General features: G+C 29.2%; 26 protein-coding genes. 12 read left to right on the top strand and 14 right to left on the bottom strand.

The window, feature by feature from the left end:
• Positions 1 to 211: 211 nt before the first annotated feature.
• The 3 genes from M2325_RS05130 to M2325_RS05120 form a co-directional block, all read right to left on the bottom strand.
• Positions 212 to 745 (bottom strand): 2-oxoacid:ferredoxin oxidoreductase subunit gamma, encoded by a 534-nt coding sequence (locus M2325_RS05130; protein WP_209591028.1) that lies wholly within the window; start codon positions 743 to 745, stop codon positions 212 to 214.
• A 107-nt stretch (positions 746 to 852) separates the two neighbouring features.
• Positions 853 to 1,653, bottom strand: coding sequence for a 2-oxoacid:ferredoxin oxidoreductase subunit beta (locus M2325_RS05125; protein ID WP_209591027.1), 801 nt, complete (start codon positions 1,651 to 1,653; stop codon positions 853 to 855).
• Positions 1,654 to 1,859: 206 nt separating this feature from the next.
• Entirely contained in the window at positions 1,860 to 2,678 is an 819-nt protein-coding gene (locus tag M2325_RS05120) for a hypothetical protein (protein WP_209591026.1), read from the bottom strand.
• A 262-nt stretch (positions 2,679 to 2,940) separates the two neighbouring features.
• On the opposite strand from M2325_RS05120, the gene M2325_RS05115 reads away from it, so the two are divergent.
• Both M2325_RS05115 and M2325_RS05110 read left to right on the top strand, forming a co-directional pair.
• A complete protein-coding gene (locus M2325_RS05115) occupies positions 2,941 to 3,210 on the top strand; it encodes a LysO family transporter (protein ID WP_209591025.1) in 270 nt (89 codons plus the stop codon).
• 16 nt (positions 3,211 to 3,226) lie between these two features.
• Positions 3,227 to 3,871: a LysO family transporter gene (locus M2325_RS05110; RefSeq protein ID WP_209631737.1), complete on the top strand. Its 645-nt coding sequence runs from the start codon at positions 3,227 to 3,229 to the stop codon at positions 3,869 to 3,871.
• Between the two features lie 124 nt (positions 3,872 to 3,995).
• On the opposite strand, the gene M2325_RS05105 is transcribed toward M2325_RS05110, so the two are convergent.
• Positions 3,996 to 5,522, bottom strand: a complete 1,527-nt coding sequence (locus M2325_RS05105; RefSeq protein ID WP_209591023.1) for a helicase HerA domain-containing protein — start codon at positions 5,520 to 5,522, stop codon at positions 3,996 to 3,998.
• Between the two features lie 398 nt (positions 5,523 to 5,920).
• On the opposite strand from M2325_RS05105, the gene M2325_RS05100 reads away from it, so the two are divergent.
• Together M2325_RS05100 and M2325_RS05095 are read left to right on the top strand one after the other, a co-directional pair.
• A complete protein-coding gene (locus tag M2325_RS05100) occupies positions 5,921 to 6,151 on the top strand; it encodes a hypothetical protein (RefSeq protein ID WP_209591022.1) in 231 nt (76 codons plus the stop codon).
• Between the two features lie 346 nt (positions 6,152 to 6,497).
• A complete protein-coding gene (locus M2325_RS05095; RefSeq protein ID WP_259051729.1) occupies positions 6,498 to 8,771 on the top strand; it encodes a DHH family phosphoesterase in 2,274 nt (757 codons plus the stop codon).
• Positions 8,772 to 8,913: 142 nt separating this feature from the next.
• Here the strand turns inward: M2325_RS05095 and M2325_RS05090 are convergent, their stop codons facing one another.
• From M2325_RS05090 to cbiM, 4 genes are all read right to left on the bottom strand, one after another.
• On the bottom strand, positions 8,914 to 10,158 hold the full coding sequence (locus M2325_RS05090) for an ADP-ribosylglycohydrolase family protein (protein WP_209631738.1): 1,245 nt from the start codon (positions 10,156 to 10,158) through the stop codon (positions 8,914 to 8,916).
• Positions 10,159 to 10,248: 90 nt separating this feature from the next.
• Positions 10,249 to 11,553, bottom strand: coding sequence for an aldo/keto reductase (locus M2325_RS05085; protein ID WP_259051727.1), 1,305 nt, complete (start codon positions 11,551 to 11,553; stop codon positions 10,249 to 10,251).
• A 681-nt stretch (positions 11,554 to 12,234) separates the two neighbouring features.
• Entirely contained in the window at positions 12,235 to 12,588 is a 354-nt protein-coding gene (locus M2325_RS05080) for a PDGLE domain-containing protein (protein WP_209591018.1), read from the bottom strand.
• Entirely contained in the window at positions 12,581 to 13,213 is a 633-nt protein-coding gene (cbiM, locus tag M2325_RS05075; protein WP_259051725.1) for a cobalt transporter CbiM, read from the bottom strand. Before cbiM ends, M2325_RS05080 begins: the two co-directional genes overlap by 8 nt.
• A gap of 841 nt (positions 13,214 to 14,054) precedes the next feature.
• On the opposite strand from cbiM, the gene M2325_RS05070 reads away from it, so the two are divergent.
• The 4 genes from M2325_RS05070 (at position 14,055) to M2325_RS05055 (ending at position 18,355) form a co-directional block, all read left to right on the top strand.
• Positions 14,055 to 14,237, top strand: coding sequence for a hypothetical protein (locus M2325_RS05070; protein WP_209591016.1), 183 nt, complete (start codon positions 14,055 to 14,057; stop codon positions 14,235 to 14,237).
• A gap of 395 nt (positions 14,238 to 14,632) precedes the next feature.
• Positions 14,633 to 15,901, top strand: coding sequence for a tryptophan synthase subunit beta (trpB, locus tag M2325_RS05065; protein ID WP_209591015.1), 1,269 nt, complete (start codon positions 14,633 to 14,635; stop codon positions 15,899 to 15,901).
• Positions 15,902 to 16,015: 114 nt separating this feature from the next.
• Positions 16,016 to 16,825, top strand: coding sequence for a tryptophan synthase subunit alpha (locus M2325_RS05060; RefSeq protein ID WP_259051723.1), 810 nt, complete (start codon positions 16,016 to 16,018; stop codon positions 16,823 to 16,825).
• A 225-nt stretch (positions 16,826 to 17,050) separates the two neighbouring features.
• Complete coding sequence (locus tag M2325_RS05055) at positions 17,051 to 18,355, top strand: sodium-dependent transporter (protein ID WP_209591013.1); 1,305 nt, start codon at positions 17,051 to 17,053, stop codon at positions 18,353 to 18,355.
• 180 nt (positions 18,356 to 18,535) lie between these two features.
• Here M2325_RS05055 and M2325_RS05050 read toward each other — a convergent pair whose 3' ends face one another.
• Positions 18,536 to 19,222 carry a peptidylprolyl isomerase gene (locus tag M2325_RS05050; RefSeq protein WP_209591012.1) on the bottom strand — a complete coding sequence of 229 codons (687 nt, stop codon included), beginning with the start codon at positions 19,220 to 19,222 and terminating at the stop codon, positions 18,536 to 18,538.
• A gap of 467 nt (positions 19,223 to 19,689) precedes the next feature.
• On the opposite strand from M2325_RS05050, the gene M2325_RS05045 reads away from it, so the two are divergent.
• From M2325_RS05045 to hemC, 4 genes are all read left to right on the top strand, one after another.
• Positions 19,690 to 20,340, top strand: coding sequence for a molybdenum cofactor guanylyltransferase (locus M2325_RS05045; RefSeq protein WP_209631742.1), 651 nt, complete (start codon positions 19,690 to 19,692; stop codon positions 20,338 to 20,340).
• 9 nt (positions 20,341 to 20,349) lie between these two features.
• The gene (locus tag M2325_RS05040; protein WP_209591010.1) at positions 20,350 to 21,033 is read left to right on the top strand and encodes a DUF2119 family protein; all 684 of its coding nucleotides are present in this window, start codon (positions 20,350 to 20,352) and stop codon (positions 21,031 to 21,033) included.
• Positions 21,034 to 21,198: 165 nt separating this feature from the next.
• Complete coding sequence (gene fsa, locus M2325_RS05035; RefSeq protein WP_209591009.1) at positions 21,199 to 21,849, top strand: fructose-6-phosphate aldolase; 651 nt, start codon at positions 21,199 to 21,201, stop codon at positions 21,847 to 21,849.
• A 173-nt stretch (positions 21,850 to 22,022) separates the two neighbouring features.
• On the top strand, positions 22,023 to 23,000 hold the full coding sequence (gene hemC, locus M2325_RS05030; protein ID WP_209591008.1) for a hydroxymethylbilane synthase: 978 nt from the start codon (positions 22,023 to 22,025) through the stop codon (positions 22,998 to 23,000).
• 195 nt (positions 23,001 to 23,195) lie between these two features.
• Here hemC and M2325_RS05025 read toward each other — a convergent pair whose 3' ends face one another.
• The 5 genes from M2325_RS05025 to M2325_RS05005 all read right to left on the bottom strand — a co-directional run bounded on the left by M2325_RS05025 (position 23,196) and on the right by M2325_RS05005 (position 25,248).
• A complete protein-coding gene (locus M2325_RS05025; protein WP_157209391.1) occupies positions 23,196 to 23,339 on the bottom strand; it encodes a hypothetical protein in 144 nt (47 codons plus the stop codon).
• A gap of 73 nt (positions 23,340 to 23,412) precedes the next feature.
• Positions 23,413 to 23,652 (bottom strand): Asp-tRNA(Asn) amidotransferase subunit GatC, encoded by a 240-nt coding sequence (gene gatC / locus M2325_RS05020; protein WP_209591126.1) that lies wholly within the window; start codon positions 23,650 to 23,652, stop codon positions 23,413 to 23,415.
• Between the two features lie 156 nt (positions 23,653 to 23,808).
• Positions 23,809 to 24,675, bottom strand: a complete 867-nt coding sequence (gene dapA / locus M2325_RS05015) for a 4-hydroxy-tetrahydrodipicolinate synthase (RefSeq protein WP_209591007.1) — start codon at positions 24,673 to 24,675, stop codon at positions 23,809 to 23,811.
• A gap of 12 nt (positions 24,676 to 24,687) precedes the next feature.
• On the bottom strand, positions 24,688 to 24,885 hold the full coding sequence (locus M2325_RS05010) for a 30S ribosomal protein S17e (protein WP_209591006.1): 198 nt from the start codon (positions 24,883 to 24,885) through the stop codon (positions 24,688 to 24,690).
• A gap of 30 nt (positions 24,886 to 24,915) precedes the next feature.
• Positions 24,916 to 25,248, bottom strand: coding sequence for a chorismate mutase (locus M2325_RS05005; protein ID WP_259051721.1), 333 nt, complete (start codon positions 25,246 to 25,248; stop codon positions 24,916 to 24,918).
• Between the last annotated feature and the right edge of the window lie 236 nt (positions 25,249 to 25,484).

The following is a 25,484-nucleotide window of genomic DNA, read 5'->3' as shown; positions in this document are numbered from 1 at the left end:
TCTATTACACTTATTTATGATTTTTAACATATATAATACTTACCTCGTCAATAAGTCATAATATATGAGCAAATAAACAACTAAAAAATAAAAAAAAATAAGGATAAATTAAGATAAAATAAAAAATAACTAAAAAATAAATATAATATATAAATATAATATATGAAAGAAATCTAAAATTAAAAAAATATTTTATTAAAATTTATTAATATTATTGAATGTATTCGTACCCTTTTTCAAAGGCCAAGGTATTTTTCTTTTCCGTACCTTTTGGAACACTTTCTAAAAGGGCTTTTTTAACTATTTCTGGGTCTACATCCAATATTTTTGTTAAGGAGCCGAGCATAACAATATTTGCAACAATTCCCAAACCAATTTCTTTATTTGCAATTTCGGTAAATGGGATTTTGTAAACCTTGTTTTTTGATTCATATTCTTCAGAAACACTTACAAGGTCTTTATCGATTAAAATGGTAGCATTTTCTTTTATCTCTTCACCATATTTATCAAAAGCAGGCTGTGACATCGATATAAGTACATCAGGCAATATAACTTTTGGAAAATCTATTTCTTCTTCAGATATTACTACCTCGGACTTACTAGCCCCTCCCCTAGCTTCTGGACCGTAGGATTGTGTTTGAACTGCATTTTTACCGCCGTATAATGATATGGCTTTACCCAATATAACACCGGCTAATATGATACCTTGACCGCCAAATCCTGAAAATCTTACTTCTTTTCTCATAATTTCACTCAATAGCTTAGTTATATTATTTATTTAATATATTATTTATTTACTACTTTATTATTTTATTAATCTATTAATTTAATACACTAGTTATGCAAAATTACTTATAAATCTTGTAATTTTTTCAATTGTTCGATGTATTCTGGTTTTTCAATATCCTGGAATTCTCCGATAATTACTTTGTCAGTTAATTCCTCAGGACTCATTTTTTCAGCTTTAGCAGCTCTTAAACTACTATCTTTTAAGTAGGTCATCATTTCCGCAGGTTTTTTGGAAACGTTAAACCTACCGTAGTATGTAGGACATTGTGAAACGACTTCAATGAACGCAAAACCTTTCTTTTCCATTCCTTTTTTGATTGAATTAGCAAGCTGTATCGGATGAGCTGTTGTCCATCTAGCAACATATGAAGCACCCGCAGCTTTTGCAACATTGCATAAATCTAATGGATTTTCAGGGTTTCCGTAAGGTGCTGTAGTTGCCTTTTTTTCGTGTGGCGTTGTAGGTGAGCATTGCCCTCCTGTCATACCATATATATTGTTGTTAATGCAAATAACGGTCATATCGATATTTCTTCTACAACCGTGTAAAAAGTGATTTCCACCGATTGCAGACGTATCTCCGTCACCTGTAAATACAACTACTTTTTTGTCTTGTCTTGCTACTTTTGTCCCCAAAGCAAAAGCAATAGGTCTACCGTGGGTAGTGTGCAATGAATCACAGTTTAAATATCCTGGAACTCTAGAAGAGCACCCAATTCCTGAAATTGCTATTATATCATCGGTATCTAATTTCTGCCTTTCCATAGCATTTATAAAACAGTTTAATACAATCCCATTTCCACAACCTGCACAGAATATGTGCGGTAATCTATCTTCACGCATATGTTTTATTGAAGGATGCACTTTATCACCATATTATGAATTAATCACTAAATGATACGAATAATTGGTTTATACTTAAATTAATAATTGAAATTAATAATTATATTTATGATAATATCTAATATCATAACTTCCTTTAAATAATTAATTATCATAAAAAAGTAAATATTGGAAATAAAATATAATTTCATAACAATCGTATAACAATCGTATGGCAATTTTATATCTTACATATTTGCTGCAGCGTGGGACAATTCAAATATTGCACCACCCAAGTCATTTCCAATATCTTGTATTTCGTTAATTTCTAATTCTATATCTTTATCTTGGAATTTCACAGTAACAGGTAAGTATTTGTATGTAAATTCTACTATTTCAAAAGGTTTTCCAAATACTTCAAGTGCTATTAATCCAGAAAAGCCAGGTTTTGGCATATTTCCAACTGCACTGTTGTTTTCAAGTTCCATAGGTTGTGTAATAACTTTATTAACGTACATATCTTCGCTAATAGTTTTTAATATGTTGGATACGACTTCTTTTTCACTTTTTCCAAATCCTTTTAAAACAAATTTGGTGTCAATATATCCATCATCTATAAAGTCATATATGTCATCTTCATCGTAAATTCCTTCTTTTAACTCTTCGATAGTATATTCAATATCAGGTTTTGATTCAACAGAATAACTAATATCATATCGTGCTTGTATCTTGTTAAAAAATTCAATTATATATAATAACAATTCCCCGAACTCTTTTGAACTAATAGTTATTTTTGAAGGTTTCATTACTTCTAAATCAGCACCCTGCTCCATACAAAATTTTATATATTCCGTAAATGTTTCAAAAGTTAATTTCATTTCTAAGATTTTTGTATAAAATTTTGTTCCATTATTTTTATTTTCGTCAACTTCTTCGTCATAGTCTTCAGATATTATTTCCATTTTAGGGTATTTTTCTTTTAATTCTTTTAAAAATTTTTCATACATAACTTCTGTAATATGTTTGTCGTTACTTTTAACTTCTTGAAAGGTTATGATTTCTATCATAATATGCCCCCTATTTAAATTAATATTTTGTAAATTGTTTTAAAATAATTATTATATTGTTATTACTGTATTATTTCAGTATTATTTTTTATTATTTTTACGAATAGTTCATTATTTCATTATTAAATGATAATTACTTTTGGAAATTATATATAATTATCTATATATATTTAAAGCCACATACCTAAAAAACTAAAATAAATATATCATTATTATATAGATTTTATTATATGAATTTAATTAAACACGAGGTAGGTATCTTATGATAATCATGTTAATTTTGATATCAGGGGTATTGTTGGGATATATCTTTAGAAAACAATTAAAGGACAAAAATTTATCCAATATTATAAATTTAACCTTAATTTTATTGGTATTTTTCATAGGTGTTTCCACAGGAAAAATGGAGACAAATGCGATATCTACAGTTATAACTTCATTAGAGTTTTGTATTTTAACGATGTTTGTAACTCTTATAATTGCCACAGTTATAATGAATAAAATGAAAACACGTAAATTATTTAAAAATTAAATAAAAGGATGATTATATGATAAAATCACAATTCACGTCTAAAAATTCAACTCTAAAGAAAATAACAAATAAATTGTCGTTTACTCATATTATGTTATTGGCTTTGATTGTGGGATATGCCGTAGGTAAATATACGTCGATGGATTTTGGAAATACCTATGAGTTAATGCTCTATCTTATGGTATTTTTAATTGGGGTAGATTTGGCAAAAAGTGATGGATTAAAAAGTATAAGGCACGTAGGTAAAATGGGCTTGATACTACCTGCAATAACTATATTCGGGGCAATAGTTTCTGCAATAATTGCAATACCACTTTTTGGTATTCCTTTAAAGTATAGTTTGGCAATTTCTACTAGCGTAGGTTGGTACAGCTTAGCCGGACCTACAATAGCAACTTATTCAACAGAATTCGGGCTTATTGCATTTTTAATGAATTTTATGAGGGAAATATTTACAATGATGGGTTACCCATTAGTCATAAAAAAATTTCCAAAGGATAGTGCCATAACATTGGGCGGTGCAACTTCAATGGACTCTACAATGCCTGTAGTGGCTAAATTTGGTGGTAATGAGTATACAATGCTTTCATTCGTGCACGGGGTTATATTAAGCGCTCTAGTTCCGTTTATATTACCTTTAATACTGATGTTACCAATATAATTGAATTGAAATATTTAACATAATAATAAAATAATAGTAAATAATAAAATAATAGTAAATAATAAAATAATAAATTATTTAAAAAGTTATTGTTAGTTTATACTTATTTTATACTTATTTTAACCTATAATTCATCTTCTTCATCTTCAAAAATACTTTTTCCCAAAGTTTTATTTGATAAATCATTTTCGCTTTTTCCCCATAATTCATCAAACATTACGTCTTCACCGCCATAAACTCCATTAAAACGGTTTACTTTTATAAGTGCGGGTATTTTAAGGGATGGGCCCAATACAATAGCTTCACCAACGTTTAAAGACGGCAATTGGGCAATTAAATCCTCGCTTAAACTTTCGGAAGCCTGTTGAATGTATCTTTGGTCTTTTGGTTCAATTATCTTTGATATTATAAAGTTATTGCATTGTGAGAGTGCCTCCTGGTCAAGTGTCTTAGGACGTTGAGAAACAAGGCAAATACCAACTCCAAATTTTCTACCTTCTCTCGCAATTCTAGAAATAGGCACTTTTGATTTTGTAGGTCTATTTTGTGGTATTATCAAATGCGCCTCCTCATATATTATAAATATAGGATTTGCAGTTTTTGTGCTCCAAAATGATTTTTTCCTGTCTTTTAATATTTCTTTTGAGAAATAAGATATTATTAAATCCGTACTTTCCTCATCAAGTTCGCTAATGTCTACAATGTTAATTCTATTTTCTTTAATGCCTGAAATAGGATTGTAGTTTATTGCAGTAATTTTTGATTTATACGCCAATAAATCTTCAAATCTCATTTTTAATGTTATTAAACTATCTAATTTGTTTTTATATTCGTCCATATCCGCATAAACTTCTATTCTAGTTATTATGGTATTTATATACTCCTCTACGCTATTATATTCAACTTCTTCATGTTCTTTATTTAAACCAATTATTGCACGTCTACCAAATGACCTTTGAATAGATGCTGCAGGGTCTACACCGGCTAAATTCATTAGTGAATCAGGGTGCATATTGTAAATGTTTATTTTTGGTTTAATCGGATTTATTTTTAAATCTGTGCTGTAACTTTCCATATCTAAATATTCACGGTGCATATCAAAAACTATTATTGTAGCGTTTAATTTCTTAAATTGCTCCAATAAAACTGAAATTGTATTTGATTTACCTTGCCCTGTTATCGCTAAAACTGCCAAATGTCTAGAGCATAATTTATTTACGTCTAAAGAAACATCTATATCTGATGATATCAATTTTCCAATTTCTAATTTGCCATTAGAAAATACTTTATCAAGTGTTACTTTGGAAGTCTTATATACTTCGGTTAATGGTTTTGGTGGTCGTCTTGGTATCTGCATATTCCTGGTATCGCCTAAGATTTTTATTGATGAAATTGTGTATATTTCGTCTTCACTTTCAAACTCTTTTATATTGGTAACCGCACCATATTCTTTTAATTCGTTAGTAATCAAATTTCCACGAACTACATTTTCAATCATTCCTAATATTTCTGTTCCTTCATTATATATTGATACATACTCCCCTATTTCCGGAACATCGGATGAAATCATCTGTAAGGCATAGGAAGACGTTTCACCTATTGTATAACCCAAAATTTTTAAATTATTAATTTCTGCACTATTTTGATTCATAATTACCCTCTTATTATCTCATACTTAATTATAATTTATCTAATTATAAATAATCTATTTATTTAAATTTCTACAGAAATATTTCTGATTCTAAAAATCTGCCCTTAAAAAGTAATCAAATGTAAATCAGATACCGAATGTAATTACATATCAAAAACTATATATGTTTTAGAAACAGTTTATAAAATATTGACTAAATAATTGAATAAAACCGTTTTTAGTTTAGAAAATCTAATATATGCGCGATATCTAAACTATAAAAAGGTTTTGAATTAAAAACATTGTAGTAATACTTTATTGAAAATTTAGTAATTATAGTATTAATTTTAAATAACTTACTAATTGATAACGTTATTTAAAGTGATATATACACCCATAAGCTTATTGGGGGATTCATTATGGCAAAAATTTCGAGTTTAGAACGTTCTAAGCTAGATAGACTTGCAATTGATATGTTAATATCCGCCCCACTAATGGATGGGAAGGAAATGGAAGAAACGCTGGAACAATTAAAATACATGGCAATGTTAAAGTCTGGAAAAAGAAAAATAACTAAAGAATTAGATAGTTGGGCTTCATTAGCTTATTTGGAGTCTTTGGGTGAGGATGAGTATACAAAATTAAAATAATTGTGTTTATCTTATAATATAAAATTTAATTGAAAAATAATCAAAAATACCATTATTTACTTTATTTTAAGATATTTTAATTTATTTTTTAATTTTTGGAAATATTTGAAAATGATTTTAAGTAATTTTATATAATTTAAATGCTTTTTTTATTATGGCAAAATTAATAATTTATAAAAATACCTATATATTCGAAATAACTATTTTAACTATAAGATATAATATAAAAATATAAAAATACAAGTGTATGTTAAAATATATGTAAAATTATATATTATATATCAGATGTGATATACGACATACAGCGAGAGCATCACCCGCGTGTATTAAATAATTCAGGTGTAATATGATAAAAGATTGCAAAATATGTGGCGGTACCGGTAAAAAGGTTATAAAATACGATATATGCCCCGATTGTGACGGGACCGGTTACCAGGAAGAATTTGAGACTAAAAAACACTTTAAAGGCGTATCAAAAAATTCAAAATATGATTTTGATGACGCAGAAATACCTTGTTCAAAGTGTGAAGGGACCGGAAAAGTACCAGTTTATGGATTATGTGAATTTTGTGAAGGAACTGGTAAAATTGTAGCATGTGACGAATGCGGGGTTCAGATAGGAAAATATCCTGACGATTCAAATAAAAAATTGTGCAAAAACTGCCAGAAATCTCAAAAAGATGACCAAGAAAATAAAAAGGTAGTTTATGTTTTAGATGATTTTGTAACTATGGAAGACCTTGAAGAAGGTAAGTTTTACAAGGGTAAAGTTTCAAGAGCTGAAAAATACGGGGTTTTTATTCAATTAAATGAAAAAGTTAGGGGATTATTGAGATTTAGGGAAGTTGTAGGTAGGAAAAACAGCGACTTTAAAATCGGTGACGAAGTAGTTGTACAGCTTTCAGAATTGAAACTTGGTAAAAGAGAAGTTGACTTTAGATACATTCCAACAGCCGGTTATGAACTCAAGAAATTTGAAAAAAGCTACGATTTAATACCTATCGCTCAAATATTCGAGAAAGGTCTCGAAAATATGAAAGATAAGGTAATTAAAATTAGAGGAGAAGTTATTCAAGCAGTCCAAACTCCAGGACCTACGGTATTCACCGTTACAGATGGTACAGAAGTAGGATGGGTTGCAGCTTTCGAAAGCGCAGGAGTGAGAGCTAACCCTGAAGTTGAACTTGGTTCAGTCATTGAAGTAGTTGGTTCAGTTGGCGTGAGAGATGGAAAACTCCAAATTGAAAGAATGATGTTATCTTTACTCGAAGGGGATGAAGAAACCACTGTAAAAGACTCCATTGAAAAGCAGTTAGATATAAAGTCTGAAGCTAAAAGTGACATCGAGTTTTTAGTAGAAAGTCCAATCCTTGAAAAATTAAGACCTAAAATGGCAGACGTTGCCAAAAGAATTAGACGTGCAATGTTAGATGGTAGACCTATCATATTAAGACATCACGCTGATACAGATGGTTATTCTGGCGGTATTGCCTTAGAAAAAGCAATTTTGCCCGTATTGAATGAATTCTCATTAGATTCTGGAGCACAATGGCACTACTATAGGAGAAGCCCTTCAAAAGCACCTTTCTATGAATTAGAAGACGTAACAAAAGATATTATATTTTCATTAGAGGATTACATAAGATTCGGTCAAAAGATGCCTTTAGTAATACTCGTAGATAATGGAAGTACAAACGAAGATATACCAGCTATTTCAGAAATTAAAGCTTACGATGTTGAGGTTGTAGTTGTAGACCACCACTACCCTGGCGAAGTAGTTGACGGAAGAGCAGAAATTGATGATTACATCGATGCACACGTAAACCCTTACTTAGTTGGCGGAGACAGTAATTTAACAGCGGGTGCACTTGCAACAGAAGTAGCAAGAATGATAAATGAAGATGTAACTGATGTAATCAAACACTTACCGGGTGTAGCAATGGTTGGTGACCATGCACGTGGTGAGGAAGTAGACCAGTACATAAAATTAGCTTTAGAGACGTTAACTGAAAACAGTAAGACCGCTTCAGCTAAAGAGTTTACATTTGAAGATTTAGATAAAATAGCACTTTGTATGGATTTCGAAGCATTTTATTTAAAATTCATGTCAGGAACTGGAATTGTAGATGACATACTTGCAATAAATAAGGAAGAATTTGCAAGACACGAGCGATTAATCAATATATTATATCATAGGGCTATGAAAATGGTTGATAGACAAATGAAAAGTGTCATACCATCCATTAAAACAAGAGAACTTTCAAACGGTATTTTATTAAACGTTATTGACGTAGAAAAATACGCACACAAGTTTACATTCCCAGCACCTGGTAAAACATGTGGTTTTGCACACGATAGTATCGTAAAACAACACGGCGAAGAAAAACCAATCGTTACACTTGCATATGGTCCAGATTTCGGTGTAGTAAGAGCTACAGACGCAGTGAGTGAAACATTTAGCTTCAACTTGAACTTAATTGTAACACAGTTAATGGAAGAAATACCTGAATCTTCACTCGATGGTGGAGGACACGAATGTGCAGGAAGCCTTAAATTCGTTGAAGGACTTAGAAGCAAGGTATTAGATAGATTCTTTGAAATTGTAGAATCAATGAAATAATTAATATAAAAAATAATAATAAAATAAAACTAATAAAAATAATAATAAAATAAGAATAACTAGATAAATTAATAAATATTTCAGATATTTATTTTTATTATCCTGAATTAAATTATCTTTTTTCAAAATATTGATTAATTTATTAATCCATAACTTTTAAATTATACAAATTAATCGATGTATTTATAATATGTTCGTGATTTGATAAGTCATTTATCCATTTTTTAGGAATTGCATTGAATCCGTAATAGGTACCTGCAAGTGCTCCACACATACTGCCTATACTGTCAGTATCCCCTCCTGCATTTATTGAATTTAATAAGGATGATTCAAAGCTATTGCTTATCATAAAGGAGAATATTGCAGAAGGAACTGCTTCAATAGCGTTAATTCCAGTACCTAATTTATCATAACCTTCCAATATAACTTTTTTATCGTAGTTGTTATTATGAGCGTTTTCACAAATTTCTAAGATGTCCACGATTTTTTCGGAAAATTCAATCGAAGTATCAATTAATAAATGACTACAATCTTCAATTGTTTGCCTAAATTCGGGGTATTCATACGGTCTTTTAATATCCCTTTCTCCGATAAATAATATTGGGTCATAACCTTTTTCCATGCGTTTTTTATCAATTATATTTTTATTATATTCTATAATTTTAGAATATGTAGAATGACTCGCCTCAGGATGCTCATATTTTGAGATATCGTCATCTTCCAAATCCCTATTTAAAAAGGCTCCTACGTCCTTTTCATAGACGTCTCGTAATTTTTCAATAGCACCTAACCCATCATCAAACCCACCTTTTTCAAGTCTGTATTTATCATAGGTATTGTGTGCAATACCATGTATTAAACACTTTGAAACTACGAACGAAATTGAAAGAGCTCCTGCTATTGCATTAGGACTATTATGAGTTAGTTTTGTGACTGAAATACTTTTTTCAACCAATTTGCTTAAATTATCAAAATAAAATAAACCCAATGGAGCTGTTCTCATGGCAGAACCACAAGTTTCAGAGGGCATTCCATTTTTAATCCCTTTTGATAAATTTTCAAGTGCTTTGCTACTTGTAGGTCCAATACCTATAGGGTTGTGGTTGTACCAATAGAGCAAATTTTCAATAAATTTATCTTCGTTATATCCATTCTTATCAAAAGCATTTGCAAGTGCTAAAGTCTGTTCTGTATCGTCCGTATAATCTCCTGCTTTTAATATGTCTTTAAATTTATTTATGGGGTCTATATACTCACTTATTCCGCCCATTTCTTCAATTTGTGACCTTGTAAACCATTCTACGGGCATACCTAAAGCATCACCTATTGATAATCCAACGATACAGCCTTTAAATTTATCTTCGTATGCTTGGGACTTGTCCACCATAAAATCACTTCTTTTTAATTGATAATTATATAATTTGTATAATATAATTAATATTCGAGATTATATTAAATTTTTGATATTATTTTTTAATCATCTAATCATATCATTATTTAACAGGTATTTTATTAATTCAACCTTGTATTCGTAATATTCTTCATTTCCTTCAAATTCTAAAGCTACTTTTTTTAATAAATTTGGTATGTCCAAATGTTGAGGACATTTTTCAATACATTCATTGCATTCAATACATTTTGAAGCATTTTTCCAAACTCCATTTACTCCCCCTATATCTTTCATATAGTCTAATTTAGCGTAGTAAGCTCTTGTATTATCGTTTTCATCTTCAAAAATATGTTTATCGTTGTATAATTCAAATATTCTAGAAATAGCAATATCTGCAGTACAGGGCGAACAATAATTACAATCTGTACAATTTATTTTTGTTTTATCATCATAAATTTGAGCTATTTTAGAAATAAAAGAATTATATTTTAAAGTTGATTCAGAATCCCCATATATATTATACTTTTCTAAATCAAAGTTTTTGGCCAATTCAACGTTTTCAATCAAATGAGGCATGTAATTCATACCTGATAGAACGCAGGTAATTTCAGGATGTCCCCAAAGCCAATTAAACGACCAATCAACAGGATTATCAACAGGATTTGACGAATTTATATCTTTATCATAACTAGTACGATATTCATCCATTATTTTTTTAACTTCTTTAGGTACTTTATATACTAATTTTCCACCTCGAAGTGGTTCCATGATAAAAATACCTAAATTTTTTGATTTTGCGTATTCCAGACCTTTTTTTGTAATCTGCGTATTTTGGTCGATATAATTGTATTGAATAAGGCAAACATCCCAGTCATAAGCATCTACGATTTTTTTAAATGTTTCATAGTCTTCATGAGTAGAAAATCCCGTATTTTTTATTTTTCCTTCTTTTTTTGCTTTTTCCAAAAATTCAAATACGTCTAACGATTTTAATTTTTCCCAACTTTGTTTTGTAATTGCATGAACTAAATAGTAATCAATATAATCCGTTTTCAACTTTTCAAGCTGTTTATCCAAGTAATTTTCCATATCTTCAATATTTTTTAGTTCATTTCCGCCCTCAATTGAGGAACCAAGTGATAATTTTGTAGATATTTTTACTTTATCCCTTAAATCATGTTTGTTAAGAATTTTCCCCACGAATGATTCACTATTACCATTATGGTACGGTACTGCAGTATCTATAAAATTTAACCCATTCTTTATCGCATAAACAAATAATTCTTCGGCTTTTTCTTCATCTATTTTTCCATAATATTCGGGTAGCCTCATCGCACCAAAGCCCAAAATAGATATTTTTTCCCCATTTTTTGGTACAGTCCTATAATACATAATTTCCCCCAAAAATATCGTATTAGTTTTTAAAATTTTTAAAATTTTTAAAAATATTGCATAATTCATTCATTTAATCAAACATTTTAATATAATATATATTTTTGAACGTATTTATTCTATCATATGAAATTATGTAAATTAGAATTTTAAAATAATACATTAAATGGGATAATAAATTATCATTATTTTTAACATAAGAATAATAAAAATTAAAAAAAAGTATTACTAGGTATTTATTAAAAATTATTTTGAAGATAAGATATATTTAAAATTGAATTGCACATACATTTTTAATTTGTGGTATTTTAATTGTATGTTGTAGTTTTGTGTTTTTAATTAATTTTAATGTAATGTTTAGTGTTATATGTTTTCGTGTTTTATTGACCATTTATGTGTTATTTGTTTATGTGATTACCGATTTGTGACTATTATGTGTGTTTGACTATTGATTATGTGACTATTGACTATATGAATATTATTTATGTCCTTTATGTAACTTAACTACTATAGGAGTGATGAGATGTTGATTTAATTTTTTTATTTGTTTATGTTTTATACTCTATTATCGTGCAATATGTTATTATGCCCCATACTAACACCCACTAGTAAGGGGCATATGTTATCATATTACAAACTATGGTAGCTATTTAGGTTTTGAATTTGATTTGAATGATTAAATTAATTGGCAATTTGTTCTTTTTTCTTTAGTATTGCAGCTACGCCGTAACCCAACACCATCATTAGCAGAATACCAATTAACATGGCAGCTATTTCACCGATTTTATCCATTCCAGGAATGGCATAATCTGCAAAAGGTGAAGGAGCTACTGTACCTTCTTCTTCTAAACCAATTTCCTTTAAGTTACTTTCAAGTGCGTTACCATTGATTATTTTTTCCGCAGCACTTTCTAAACCATCAGGGTCACCTGAAGCAATGAAAGGTGCCAATATTCCAATAATAAGGGCGATAATTAAACCACCCATTATAAATTTGCTATTTTTTGAGTTTGTACCGAGGCTACCATTACTCATTTTTACCACCTGCCCACTTTAACATGTCAGGTCGTGCAGATGCAATATAACCCAATACTATCGCAGTAATTGCACCTTCAATTAATCCAATAATGGCATGGTACAACCCCATAGCACTTAATCCCGCAACTAATGGGAATGTTCCAGCAATAGTTAATTCTAATGAACATACTATCGCACTTGTGAATAAGGCTAACCAACCGCCCACGAAAGCAGCGATTGATATTCCCCTGTTTCTTAAGCTTTTGAAAGCATAATATCCAACAAAGGCACATATTACACCCATGTTAAATATATTTGCACCCATTACAAGTATTCCCCCATCTGCAAAGAATAAACCTTGTATAAGTAATACAAGAGCTAACAATAAAATACCTGCATATGGACTGTCAAATATCATAGATGCCATAGCAGCACCCACCATGTGACCACTCGTCCCCATACCTATAGGAACGTTTATAGCTTGAATCGCGAAGATTCCTGCACCAAGAACTGCGAATAACGGTACGGATTTTTCATCCATATTGTTTTTTGCCCACTTGATGGCTAATGCAACAAATATAATGGATATTATCCAAAATATTGCACTTTCCCATGTAGGAATAAATCCATCTGGTATGTGCATATCTAACACCTCAAAGATATGCCAAAATGATAATTAGCTATAATCTATATTCTACAATATTTTTATTGAAATATGGAAATAATATAGTTTTAATATTGTTTCTACATTAGTTATTTATTTATTGATATCATACAATATTACCTAAAATATTATTATGATAAAACTATCATTTTGGTAATTATACTATTATTCTTTAAATATTCTTTAAATTTAGTATTTATTTGTCTGTTGTACGTCTATATTTGTATATTATATATTATTGTATATTAAATATTAGAGAATTTATTGTTTTATTGTATATTATATTAATTTGGAGGTAGTATTTGATACTACAACAATGTTTATCGTTTATTTTCAATATTTCTTTTTATATGTTGATATATTTTAATATTTAAGTATTTTTTGTATCCTAATTTTACTATGAAGTCGTATTTCATATTTAGTTGTTATACTTAATTGTTATGTTACAGTAATACTTATTTTAAAAAAATATTACGTATAATATGTTAGCATATTTTAGTATATATAATTTTCTTTTTTGTATTACATTTTCATAATAATTTTAAATTAATATTACGATTAAATAAAATAGTTCGATAGCTTATATGCAATTTATATATATCATCATACAATTTACATTGAACAATAATGACGTATTACACATCATGATAAAATATAAGTCATAATAAGTATAAGTCATAATAAGTATAAGTCATAATAAGTATAAGTCATAATAAGTATAGGTCATAATAAGTATAAGACATAATAAATTATATATATTAAAATATCCATAGTGAAAATAAATCTAAAAAACGAATATAACATATTGATGGTAGAAACTATGGAATCGAACATGAAAGTAATGTTAAAAAGTAAGCTGAAGGCCGAAGTTTCAAAGAAAACGTCAGTAATGCCTTTATCAAAAGTATCGAAATTATCAATATTATCAACCGTATCAACAGTATCTAATTTATTTTCAAATAGTGTAAACTTTAACGCTTTTTTATTCCAGTGGTGGCACTAACTAATTATCGCTATAGTAATAGCAAGGTTATGTGCAAGAAGTCCCTGAGTAGTATCGATAGTATATCAACAATCTATTAATCAAAGTTATCTGATATGTTAATTTTATGATTTAATATATATATTCATTGTATTATATATCTAAATTAATAAATAAATGAATTATTGAATCAAAAATTAAATCACAAAATATAGTCAATCAGATTTAAATCTAGCTAGATAATGATATCGACTTTTTTGCAATTATTAAACTATAATAACTAGTTAAATTATTAATATATCAAAATTAACAAGTTATTGACCAATATTTTAAATTATATGGCTAATTACCATCTAAAAATTAAAAAATATTAAAAAAAATATTAAAAAAAATGGAAAATTAAAAATGGTGAATTTATGAAAAATGATAAAACTCAAAACACTCAAAAAAGACAATCAAAAAATTTAAAAAGCATCGAAGATTATATTGACGCCGAAAATGGAAAGTTGGGAAAATTCGGGGGTTACGGTGGTCAATACGTACCTGAAACAATGATTCCAGTACTCGAAGAGCTCGAAGAGCAGTATTTTCAATATAGGGATGATGAAGATTTTCAAAATGAGCTTACGTATTATTTAACACAATATGCAGGTAGGGAAACTCCTCTTTATTACGCAAAAGAATTAACCGAGAAACTTGGCGGTGCTAAAATCTACTTAAAAAGAGAGGATTTATTGCACGGTGGCGCTCACAAAACAAATAACACCTTAGGTCAGGCATTACTTGCTAAAAAAATGGGTAAAAAAAGGTTAATTGCTGAAACTGGCGCAGGTCAACATGGCGTTGGTACAGCAATGGTGGGAGCACTATTTGGTTTAAAAACAGAAGTTTTCATGGGTAGAATCGACGTAGAAAGACAACAACCAAACGTTTCAAGAATGGAATTAATGGGTGCAAAAGTAACCCCTGTCGATGAAGGTTCAAAAGTTTTAAAAGATGCCGTAAACAAGGCTTTGGAAGAATTTGTTAAGAATTTTGCAGATACGCACTATTTGGTTGGCTCAGTGGTTGGACCTCACCCATTCCCTTTGATTGTGAGAGATTTCCAATCTGTAATAGGTAAAGAAGCTAAAAAACAAATAATGGAGCAAGAAGGTAGATTACCTGACCATTTAGTAGCTTGTATTGGTGGTGGAAGTAATGCAATAGGTTTATTCCACGCCTTTTTAAATGATAAGGATGTTACGATGACTGGTGTAGAACCTGCAGGAAAAGGTTTAGATACAAAAGAGCACGGTGCAGCAGTTACTAAAGGTAAAAAAGGAGTATTCCACGGTATGATGTCATATTTCATGCAAAATGACGACGGTCAGATTGAAGAAGCTTACAGTATTTCCGCAGGGTTGGATTATCCAGGGGTTGGTCCAGAACATGCACACTTAAATGACATTGGAAGAATTCAGTACACAGGAGCAACGGATAAGGAAGCTTTAAACGCGTTTAAAACACTCTGCCAATGTGAAGGAATTATCCCTGCAATGGAGTCATCACATGCCATAGCTCACGCTATTAATGTAGCGGGAGAAATGGACAAAGACGAAGTAATGGTTGTTAATTTATCTGGTAGAGGGGATAAGGATTTAGATAACGCTTTAAAACACTTAAAAATGTACGATATGATTTAAATTAGATTAATTAATACTAACTTATTAATCAATTAATAACCAATTAATAACTAATTATTAATAATTAAATCATATTTTTAATTTATTTATCCAATTTAAAATTACGGTGATAGCATGGAATCAATTCAAATTACAAAAAAAGAATCAGAAAAACCCGAATTAAAATCGAAAGAAGTATGTGAATATTATTATTCTTATGTTTTAGGATATCCAAATATCAAAGAGTCTGCAAAATTATTAAATAACTTAATAAATTCTGAAACTGGCGAAAAAAACGTAAACTTTGTATTAAAAATACCTTTCAGTGACCCAGGGGCAGAAACTGATGCAGAGAAGTATTTATGTGAAGAAGCTTTAAAAAATGGTTTTGAAGTCAAAAAAATGTTTGATGAATTAAAAAACATTGATTTTAGTAATAAAAATAAAACTGTACTCTATACTTATTACAACATTGCATACGTAAAAGGTTTAGACAATTTTATAAAAACTATTAAAGAAATGGGCTTTACTCATATTCATATCCCCGATATACCTTATAAAGAATCTGAAGAATTATTGAATATCTGTGAAAAATATGGCTTAAAACCAATACTAGCAATATCTCCGAACTTGGATGAATCAAAAATAAAGATAATAAACGATAAAGTAAAATCAATCGACGGAATGTTGTTATTAAATTTAACAACTGGAAATATGATGGATATATTTAATACTGAAATCATGGCTTCACACATGAAAAACATTTCAAATATTTATGATTGTGAAACAATTGTAAACTGTATGTTTGAAAGTGAGTTAGTTGATAAATCGCACGAATATTTTGAAGGTACACTCGTATCTGATAATTTAGCAATTTTATTGAAAGAATATGGTTCAGAAGAAAAAATAGAATTAAAAATTATGGATTATTTATTAAAAAAATAAACTTTTAAAATGAAATAAAATGAAATTATAAACACTAATAAATAATACTTAAAAAATAAATAAATATAATCTAAACTTAATGAAAATTTTTATAATTTAATATAAAAAGTCATTTAAATTATGACTATATTAAAATATATTAACAAGAAAATAATTTTTAAATTTTAATTTCTAATTTTTTTAAAATAATATTTAAATAATCTTCAATTGAAAAAGAGGTTTTAAATGACTCGTGAAACTTGGAATTCTAAAAGAGGTTTTATTGCAACTGCAATTGGTTCAGCAGTTGGTTTGGGCAATATATGGATGTTTCCGTGGAGGGTAGGAACCGAAGGCGGTGCAGCATTCTTAATTCCTTATATTATATTGTTAGTATCAATTGGTATTGTAGCCTTAACCGTAGAATGGACATTAGGTAGAATGACAAAAGGCGGTCCAGTAGTAGCTTTCGAGAAGGCAGGACTTCCATTTGGTAAATATTTTGGAATATTGGGTAATTTTACAATGTTTTTAGTTTTTGCATTTTATTCCCTTATTATCGGTTGGATGATAATGTATTTATCAAATATGCTATTTGGCGGTCTAAGTGCAGTCGACGCAGGTCAATTTTTAGCGTCTCAGGCATTTAGTCCATCAATGGCAATGTGGCAATTTGTAGGGATAGCCATAACGATTTTTATCGTTTCTAAGGGTGTAAAAAGGGGTATCGAGAAAGCAAATAATTTTATGACGCCTGTGTTATATATTTTGCTTATACTCTTAACAATAAACAGTTTAATGTTACCTGGAGTTAATGAAGGACTTTCATTTTACTTATTACCTGATATGGAAAAGTTATTTAGTCCGGGAACTTGGATGATAGCATTATCGCAAATGTTCTTCTCATTGAGCTGTCTAGGTACAACGATGGTTGTTTATGGTAGTTACTTAAAAGAAAAAGAAGATATACCAGTTTCAGCAGTTGTAACAGCCTTTGGGGACACACTAGTGGCATTTTTAGCAGGTTTAATCATTTTCCCGGCTGTATTTTCATTTGGATTTGCACCGGAAGCAGGACCTACTTTAATATTTGCAATCTTACCTGAAGTATTCCAGCAAATGCCGGGCGGTCTATACATTGGAATTTTGTTCTTCCTAGCTTTATTGTTTGCAGGAATTACGTCCTCAGTTTCCATGTTAGAAGTTTGTGTTGAAGCGGTAATGTCAAAAACAAATATTAGCAGGACTTTAGCAGCTATAGGTTTAGGTTTAGCGGTATTTTTGGTAAGCCTGCCATCCCTTTTAGGTGTAACTTTGTTTGGAATGCCATATTTTGACTTTATAATCTACATATCCACTGTACTTATAGGTCCTTTAGGTGCATTACTTGCAGCACTTGCATTGGGCAAAATTGGTATTGATAAGGCATACGAACATATACAACGCGGTGCAAGTGTAAAAATCCCAAAAATATGGAAACCGTGGGCTAAATACTTTTACCCTATAGTAGTGCTCGTAATCTACTTGTATACGTTGGTAAATGGCGGATAAAATTAATAGTATATTAAAATAATAGACTAATAAAATAATAAAATAATAAAATAATAAAATAATAAAATAATACTATATAATTGTATATTAAAAAATAAAATAGGATATATTATAAAATATATTTAAAACGAGAATAAAAATAAAAAATAAAAAAATAATTAAATTAATTATTTAACTCAATTATTCTTTTTCTTCTTTTCTTTTTACGAATGTATCTACTAATGAAACTTTTTCAACTTCTAATCTTTTCATTAATTCGTTTGCAATTCCTAATTTAGCCATTTGAATATTTTCAATGAAAGCAGCTTTTTCAGGAAGTGTTACAGTAACTGTTGATTTTGTAACTTTTGCTTTTAATTCGTCAGCTTTTAATTGTGGCATGAATAATTTTACAACTTCTTTTGCAATGTCTTCTTGTTCTGAAACTACTTCTTCAACTTTAACTTTGTAGTTTACTGTTTTTCCAGCTAATTCGTGGTTGAAATCTACTAAGATTCTACCGCCGTTTACACTTGCGATTTTACCAACTTTACCATCTAAGTTTACAGACATTCCTTGAATAGGTTGTACGTTGTGTTTCTTGAATTCTTTTGCAGGTACGATTTTAACTAATGATGAGTCTCTTTTACCGAAAGCGTTTTCAGGAGCTAATTCAATTTCTTTTTCTTCTCCAACTTCCATTTCAACTACAAGGTCGTCTAAACCTTTTAACATCATTCCTTCACCAGCAGGTATTGTAACAGGTCCATATACCATTTTAGGGTTGTGAATTCCGTTTTCTGTTGCTAACTCTTCACTTGTTGTGTCGAATAATTTACCGTCGGTGTATCCTTCATATGAAATTTTTACAAAGGTTCCTTTTTCCATAAAAAATCACCAAATTTTTCTATATTTAGTTTTTGTGTTTAATGTTATCATACAATAATTTTGCGTCGATATCAAATTTTATTGTATTTTATGAAATTTTTATTTCATATTTCATAGTTATATCCTATTTAGAATATTTTTATTAATTACAAACTAATAATTTAATAATTACATCATACCCATTTAAATATGTTTTGTATGATAAATAGGATTATTGACAATTCAATCGTCTAGATTATCTAATTTAAATTAATTTAAAAAACAATATTACTTCAATTTCTTGGTATATAAATTTTTGTTAAGGTTATCAAAACTATTGATATAGCCATATATAAATAAAGAAAGTATTCTATATATGTATTAACATAAAAAATTATATGTGTAGTATATAAATCAAAATAAGAATAGAATAGAGTATAATAGAGTAAAATAGAGTAAAATAAGAATAAGTGGAAAGATAGATAGTTATGATTTCAGCAATTATATTATCCGGCGGTAAAGCTTCAAGAATGGGTGGCGAAAAGTCATTTAGGAAAACCCCTGACGAAAATAAGTACCTAATTGAAAAGGTTGCCGACATCTTATTAGATATGGATTTACCGTTCGTTACAGTATTTAAAAACCCCAAATTTATGAATGATAACTCTGAAGAAATTGAAAAGCAGACCTATTTTAAAAATAAATACAGACAACCGATAACATGGGATACCATTGCAGGAAAAGGTCCATTAATTGGAATATATGAAGGTATGAAAATCTCGAAAGGAGATTGGATATTGGTATTGCCCTGTGATATGCCTTACATATCAAAAAACGCTATTGAAAAATTAATTAGCAAGGTAGAACTTGCCGAAAAAGGTGGATACGATTGTATAGTTCCAAAACATAAGAATGGGTTTATAGAACCTCTTTTTTCATTGTACCATATATCATCCATTAAAAAACTTGAAAATATCGTTAATGAAATCAAAGAATCTGGAAAATCTGCCCCTATTAGGTTATTAATAGATAGTTTGAATCCACTTTACGTAGATGCTCACGAAATAGATATAAATCAAAAAACTTACGTAAATATAAATACTTTTGAAGATTTCGAGAGTCTAAAAAAATTAAAATAATGTGTAATTATGACTGATTTACAAAAACAAAATTTACAAAAACCCCAAATTAATCACAAATTAATCGTAGGCGGTCTACACGGTGATGAAGGTCAAGATTTAAAGCCAATTTTTGATAAATTTGATAATTACTTATCTATTAAATATAATTTAAATGATAAGTTTATAAATTCAGAAAATTCGGAAATTACGGTAATTCCCCACTTAAATAAAAATTATGACGAGAAATACATATCTACGATTTCAAAAGGTTTTTTAAATACAAATGCAGGTAAAAATTTAACAAAATTGTTAAATGAAAATTCTCCGAATTTCTATATTGAAGTTCATACTTATGAAAAGGCAAGTTATAAAAATTTAACAAATGAACAAAGATATAATAAAACAGGAGTGCCTCCATTAGTAGACATTTCAAATAATATACTAGTCGCATCGGTTAGTCCCTTGTATCGAAATTTATTAAGCAAAAATACTTTTTGTATGACTTTGGAAGTGCCAAAATGGAAACTGAAAGATGATGGAATTAATAACCAAACGGAAAAAGAAGATTTAATCGATGAAATAATTTCTATATTTAAAATGGTTTTAGTTTCAAATTCAAAAGATGAATTAATTAATAAATTGTTTTATGAATATCCAAATATGCAAAAAGCGAAAAATCTTGCAATAAAATACAATATGGTATTTTTATAGTTATTTATATTTGAATTATTAGTGCTAAGCATAAATTTATATATTAATTTAAAATATCTTATCTTATATTTTTAAAAATATATTCTTTTTAGATTACCAATTTAATTTTAACTGTTAATAAATTAATTGTTAATAAATTAAAAGAAACAAGACAGAGGTGTATTTATGAAATTCTTTTTAGATACCGCAAACGTTGAAAAAATTAAAGAATTTAATGACTTAGGTTTAGTTGATGGAGTTACAACAAACCCAAGTTTAGTTGCAAAAGAAGGAAGAGATTTCCACGAAGTTATCACAGAAATCTGCAGTATTGTAGACGGTCCAGTAAGCGCTGAAGTAATCGCTTTAGATGCTGAAGGAATGGTTAAAGAAGCAAGAGAATTGGTTAAAATCGCAGAAAACGTTGTTATTAAAATACCTATGACAAAAGAAGGTATGAACGCTGTAAATACATTGTCAAAAGAAGGCATCAAAACAAACGTTACATTAGTTTTCTCAGCTAACCAAGCTTTATTAGCTGCAAAAGCAGGTGCAACCTATGTTTCACCATTCGTAGGAAGATTGGACGATATCGGACAAGATGGTATGCAATTAATCCAAGAAATAGTTGAAGTATTTTCAAACTATGGAATTGCAACTGAAATTATCGTAGCTTCAGTTAGACATCCTATGCACGTTTTAGAATCAGCAAGAATCGGCGCAGATATTGCAACAATCCCATTCGACGTTTTAGCTAAATTATTCAACCACCCATTAACCGATAATGGTATTGAAAAATTCTTAAAAGACTGGGAAGGACACATGAACAGAAAATAATTAAGTGATTACATAAATACTTAAATATTTACATAACTTTTTTTTAATTTTTATATTAATTTTTATTTTATATTAATTTTAATTTTTTAACTATCCGGTTTTTTATATGATAATCTCAATAGTGTAATTTAATATTTATTCAAATTTATGATTTAATAATTTATGGTGAAAAATTGGCATTAAATATTAGGATAGGTACTAGGGGAAGCAAATTAGCAATGGTACAAACAGATTACGTAAATGAATTGTTAAAAAAAGAAATCAAAAACCAAGATACTAAAATTCAAGGTAACAACGACGATATTACTACTGAAATCATAAAAATTAAGACAGTCGGGGATAAGGACCAAAATAAAAAGCTCGCAGATTTGGGCATTGGTGTATTTACAAAAGAAATCGATAAGAGTATGTTATTGAACGAAACTGATATTGCAGTACACAGTTTAAAGGACGTTCCCACACTTTGGAGCGATGAATTAATTATAAGGTCAGTTCCTCCTAGAGAAAGCCATAACGATTTATTGATTTGGAAGAAAGATAGGGAATTAAACGTTTTCCAGGACGATATCATAGTGGGAACCTCAAGTATAAGAAGAGCTGCATTCTTAGAAGTAAGATACCCAAATTTAAAGGTAAAATTGTTACGTGGTAATGTTCAAACCAGAATGAAAAAATTGGAAGAAGAAGAGTACGACGCAATAATAATGGCAGAAGCTGGTTTAAACAGATTAAATGTCAGCCTAGAAAATTATAATTATGAAGTTTTAGACATGTTACCTGCTCCTGCTCAAGGGGCAATTGGAATTGCTACAAGAAAAGCAGATAAAGAAATAAATGAAATCGTGAAATTATTAGATGATAAAAAAACCCACATTGAAGTATTGGCTGAACGTAGCGCTTTAAAAGAATATGGTGGCGGTTGTCAAGCACCTTTTGGAGCTTTAGCAGTTTATGACACTGAAGAAAACGTTTTATCACTTACCTGCGACTTAGTTTTTGAGGCAAAGGGTAAAAAGGTATTGGTATCTAAAGAAAGCTTCGTGTATTGTGACGTTGATGACTTTGAAAAAGGAATGGATTTAGGTAAAAGTCTCGGAAAATTATTGAAAGACAATGAAAATGAAATTTTAGGAATAAGACCTAGTCAATAATAATATAATAATATAGTAATATAATAATATAATAATATAATAAAAATACTTTTTTTATTTAAATTTTTAAAACATATTTAAAAAACATATTTAAAACAGTAAGTTTAATCGTAAAAAAATACGCGTACATCAAATGTAGCAATAATAAAATAACAAATAAAGTAAAATAGAAATAGCAATAATTGATTAGCTCAATTATTTGTTATCTCTTTTATCTTTTTTCATTCTTCTAAGTCTTTTCTTGTAGTGTTTCCATCTCATTTGTCCTTTCTTTTTCCATCTTCTTGAACTTCTTTTGATAGTACCACGCTCCTTTTTTAGCTTTTTTTTAATATACATTTATAGAATATAAAGGTTAGTATTTATATTGACTAAATTCAATAAATAAATGAATCTATTCAAAAATACAAATTTATTGACTCCATTTACTTTTTTCAACAACAATTGAGCCGTCTTTTGTTTTTGGAGCAACTTTTAATGCGTTTTCTCTGAATGAAGGGTCAAGTTTTGCCTCGTCTCCTTCTCTCAAAACATTTTTATTTTCAAGAATATAATATTCTTCTTCAACATCCAATGAAAAATTTTCAAGAACATCTGAAAACTTTTCAACAATTTCATTGGCCTGTTTTTGAATTTTTTCAATTTCGACCATTTTTATCACATTTGGATTTGATTAACAAGATTATTATTTGATAATTTACTATCGTACTATATATTTAATTATATTTAATAATATATAAATAATATCTAAGTAGCATATAATTAATAATCTCGAATTATAATTTATTATTTATTATTTATTATTTTATTAAATTAATTTCAAATCATTCAAGGATTTTTTAAGAATTTCCCTGTTTGCATCGGCCATTTCTGTTAAAGGTAATCTAAGTTCTCCCGAAGGTTTACTCATCAAGTTCATAGCTGTTTTAATAGGAATTGGGTTTGTTTCTAAGAACATACTTTTCATTAATGGGAACAACTCGTAATGAATTTTCTGAGCTTCTGCGAATTTACCTGCTTTTGCAAGTTCCACCATTTCAACAAATTCCTTAGGAACGATGTTTGCTACAACACTGATAACCCCACTACCGCCTAAAGCCATAATAGGTAATGTTAATTCATCATTTCCAGATAATATGTTTATATCACATAAATCCTTTATTTCTGAAACTTGTGACATACTTGGATTAGCTTCTTTAACAGCTTGAACGGTGTCATACTCATTATATAAGTATTTAACAGTTTCCGGTTCAATGTTAAGTGCAGTTCTTGACGGTACATTGTATAAAACCATTGGGATGTTTGTAGCTTCCGCAATAGCTCCAAAATGCCTTTTTAAACCTTCTTGAGTTGGTTTGTTATAGTAAGGGCTTATCAAAAGAATGCCGTCAGCGCCTACGTCTTCAGCATGTTCTGAAAATTCCATAGCTTCCGCAGTTGAGTTTGAACCCGTACCTGCAATAACTTTTACCCTTCCGTCTGCAAATTCAACAGCTTTTTCAATCACCTGATTATGTTCCACAGATGTTAAAGTAGGGGATTCTCCCGTAGTACCTACTGGAACAATACCACTAACGCCGTTTTCTATTAAAAAATCTATATTACTTTTTAAACCTTCAAAGTCAACCTTTCCTTCTTTGAAAGGAGTAATAATGGCTGGAAATACTCCTTGCATCAAATCACATCCTTATGCTTTTGCTTGCATTTTTTTAACTTTGGCAGTAACGTAACCAGCAACTCTGTTTCTGAGTGTTTTAGTTTCGATTAAAGCCACTTCTTCAACAGCCTTTTTGTTGCTATCGAAGTCGGTTGTGAATTTTTCTGCAAATCTTTCTACGAGTTCATCGCCAGTTCTTTTAATAAATGTTTGTCTTATTCTTCCCAAGGTATCACCTGTTTAATTTTAGGAATAAAATTATTCTGATTTAAGATTAGATTTTGATATTGGTTTTGATTCTAATTTTAATTTTTCCAACTGTTTAAGTTGAAGTTTCTTATTTTGCTCAATTAAAATTTTCATAACTTCAATTGCAATTTCTGAATCAAAGTCGTATTTTTTAGATATTTCACGTGTTTTAGCATATACATCTTTTTCACGAGATGAATCCATTATATCCATATCTAAAGAAAATTTTAAAGTTGCAATCTCTGGCGCTAGTTGTGTTCTTTTCGCCATTAGTTCAATGATTTTTTCATCGATTTCATTTATAGAGTTCCTAACCGTTTGAAGTCTCTTTTTGGAAGACATAGTATCTCCACGATATATTTATTAATATAAATTTTGAATAATTGATTAATTCAAACTTATATTAAAAATTAATCATATCGTAATTTTCATAAAACTTATATTAAAAGCTATTATTTAAAGTTATCTATATCATATACTATTACGTTAATTCTATTTAAACCAAATAGTTCGAATAATGGTTTAAATGTGCTAAAATCGATGTTTAATTGATTATTTAATAATTTAAGAAATCATAT

Source organism: Methanococcus voltae PS (assembly GCF_024807035.1).
Taxonomy (GTDB): domain Archaea; phylum AGJL01; class Methanococci; order Methanococcales; family Methanococcaceae; genus Methanococcus; species Methanococcus voltae.
Note: the sequence above shows the minus strand (reverse complement) of the source record. Positions and strands in the feature narration are given on the sequence as shown.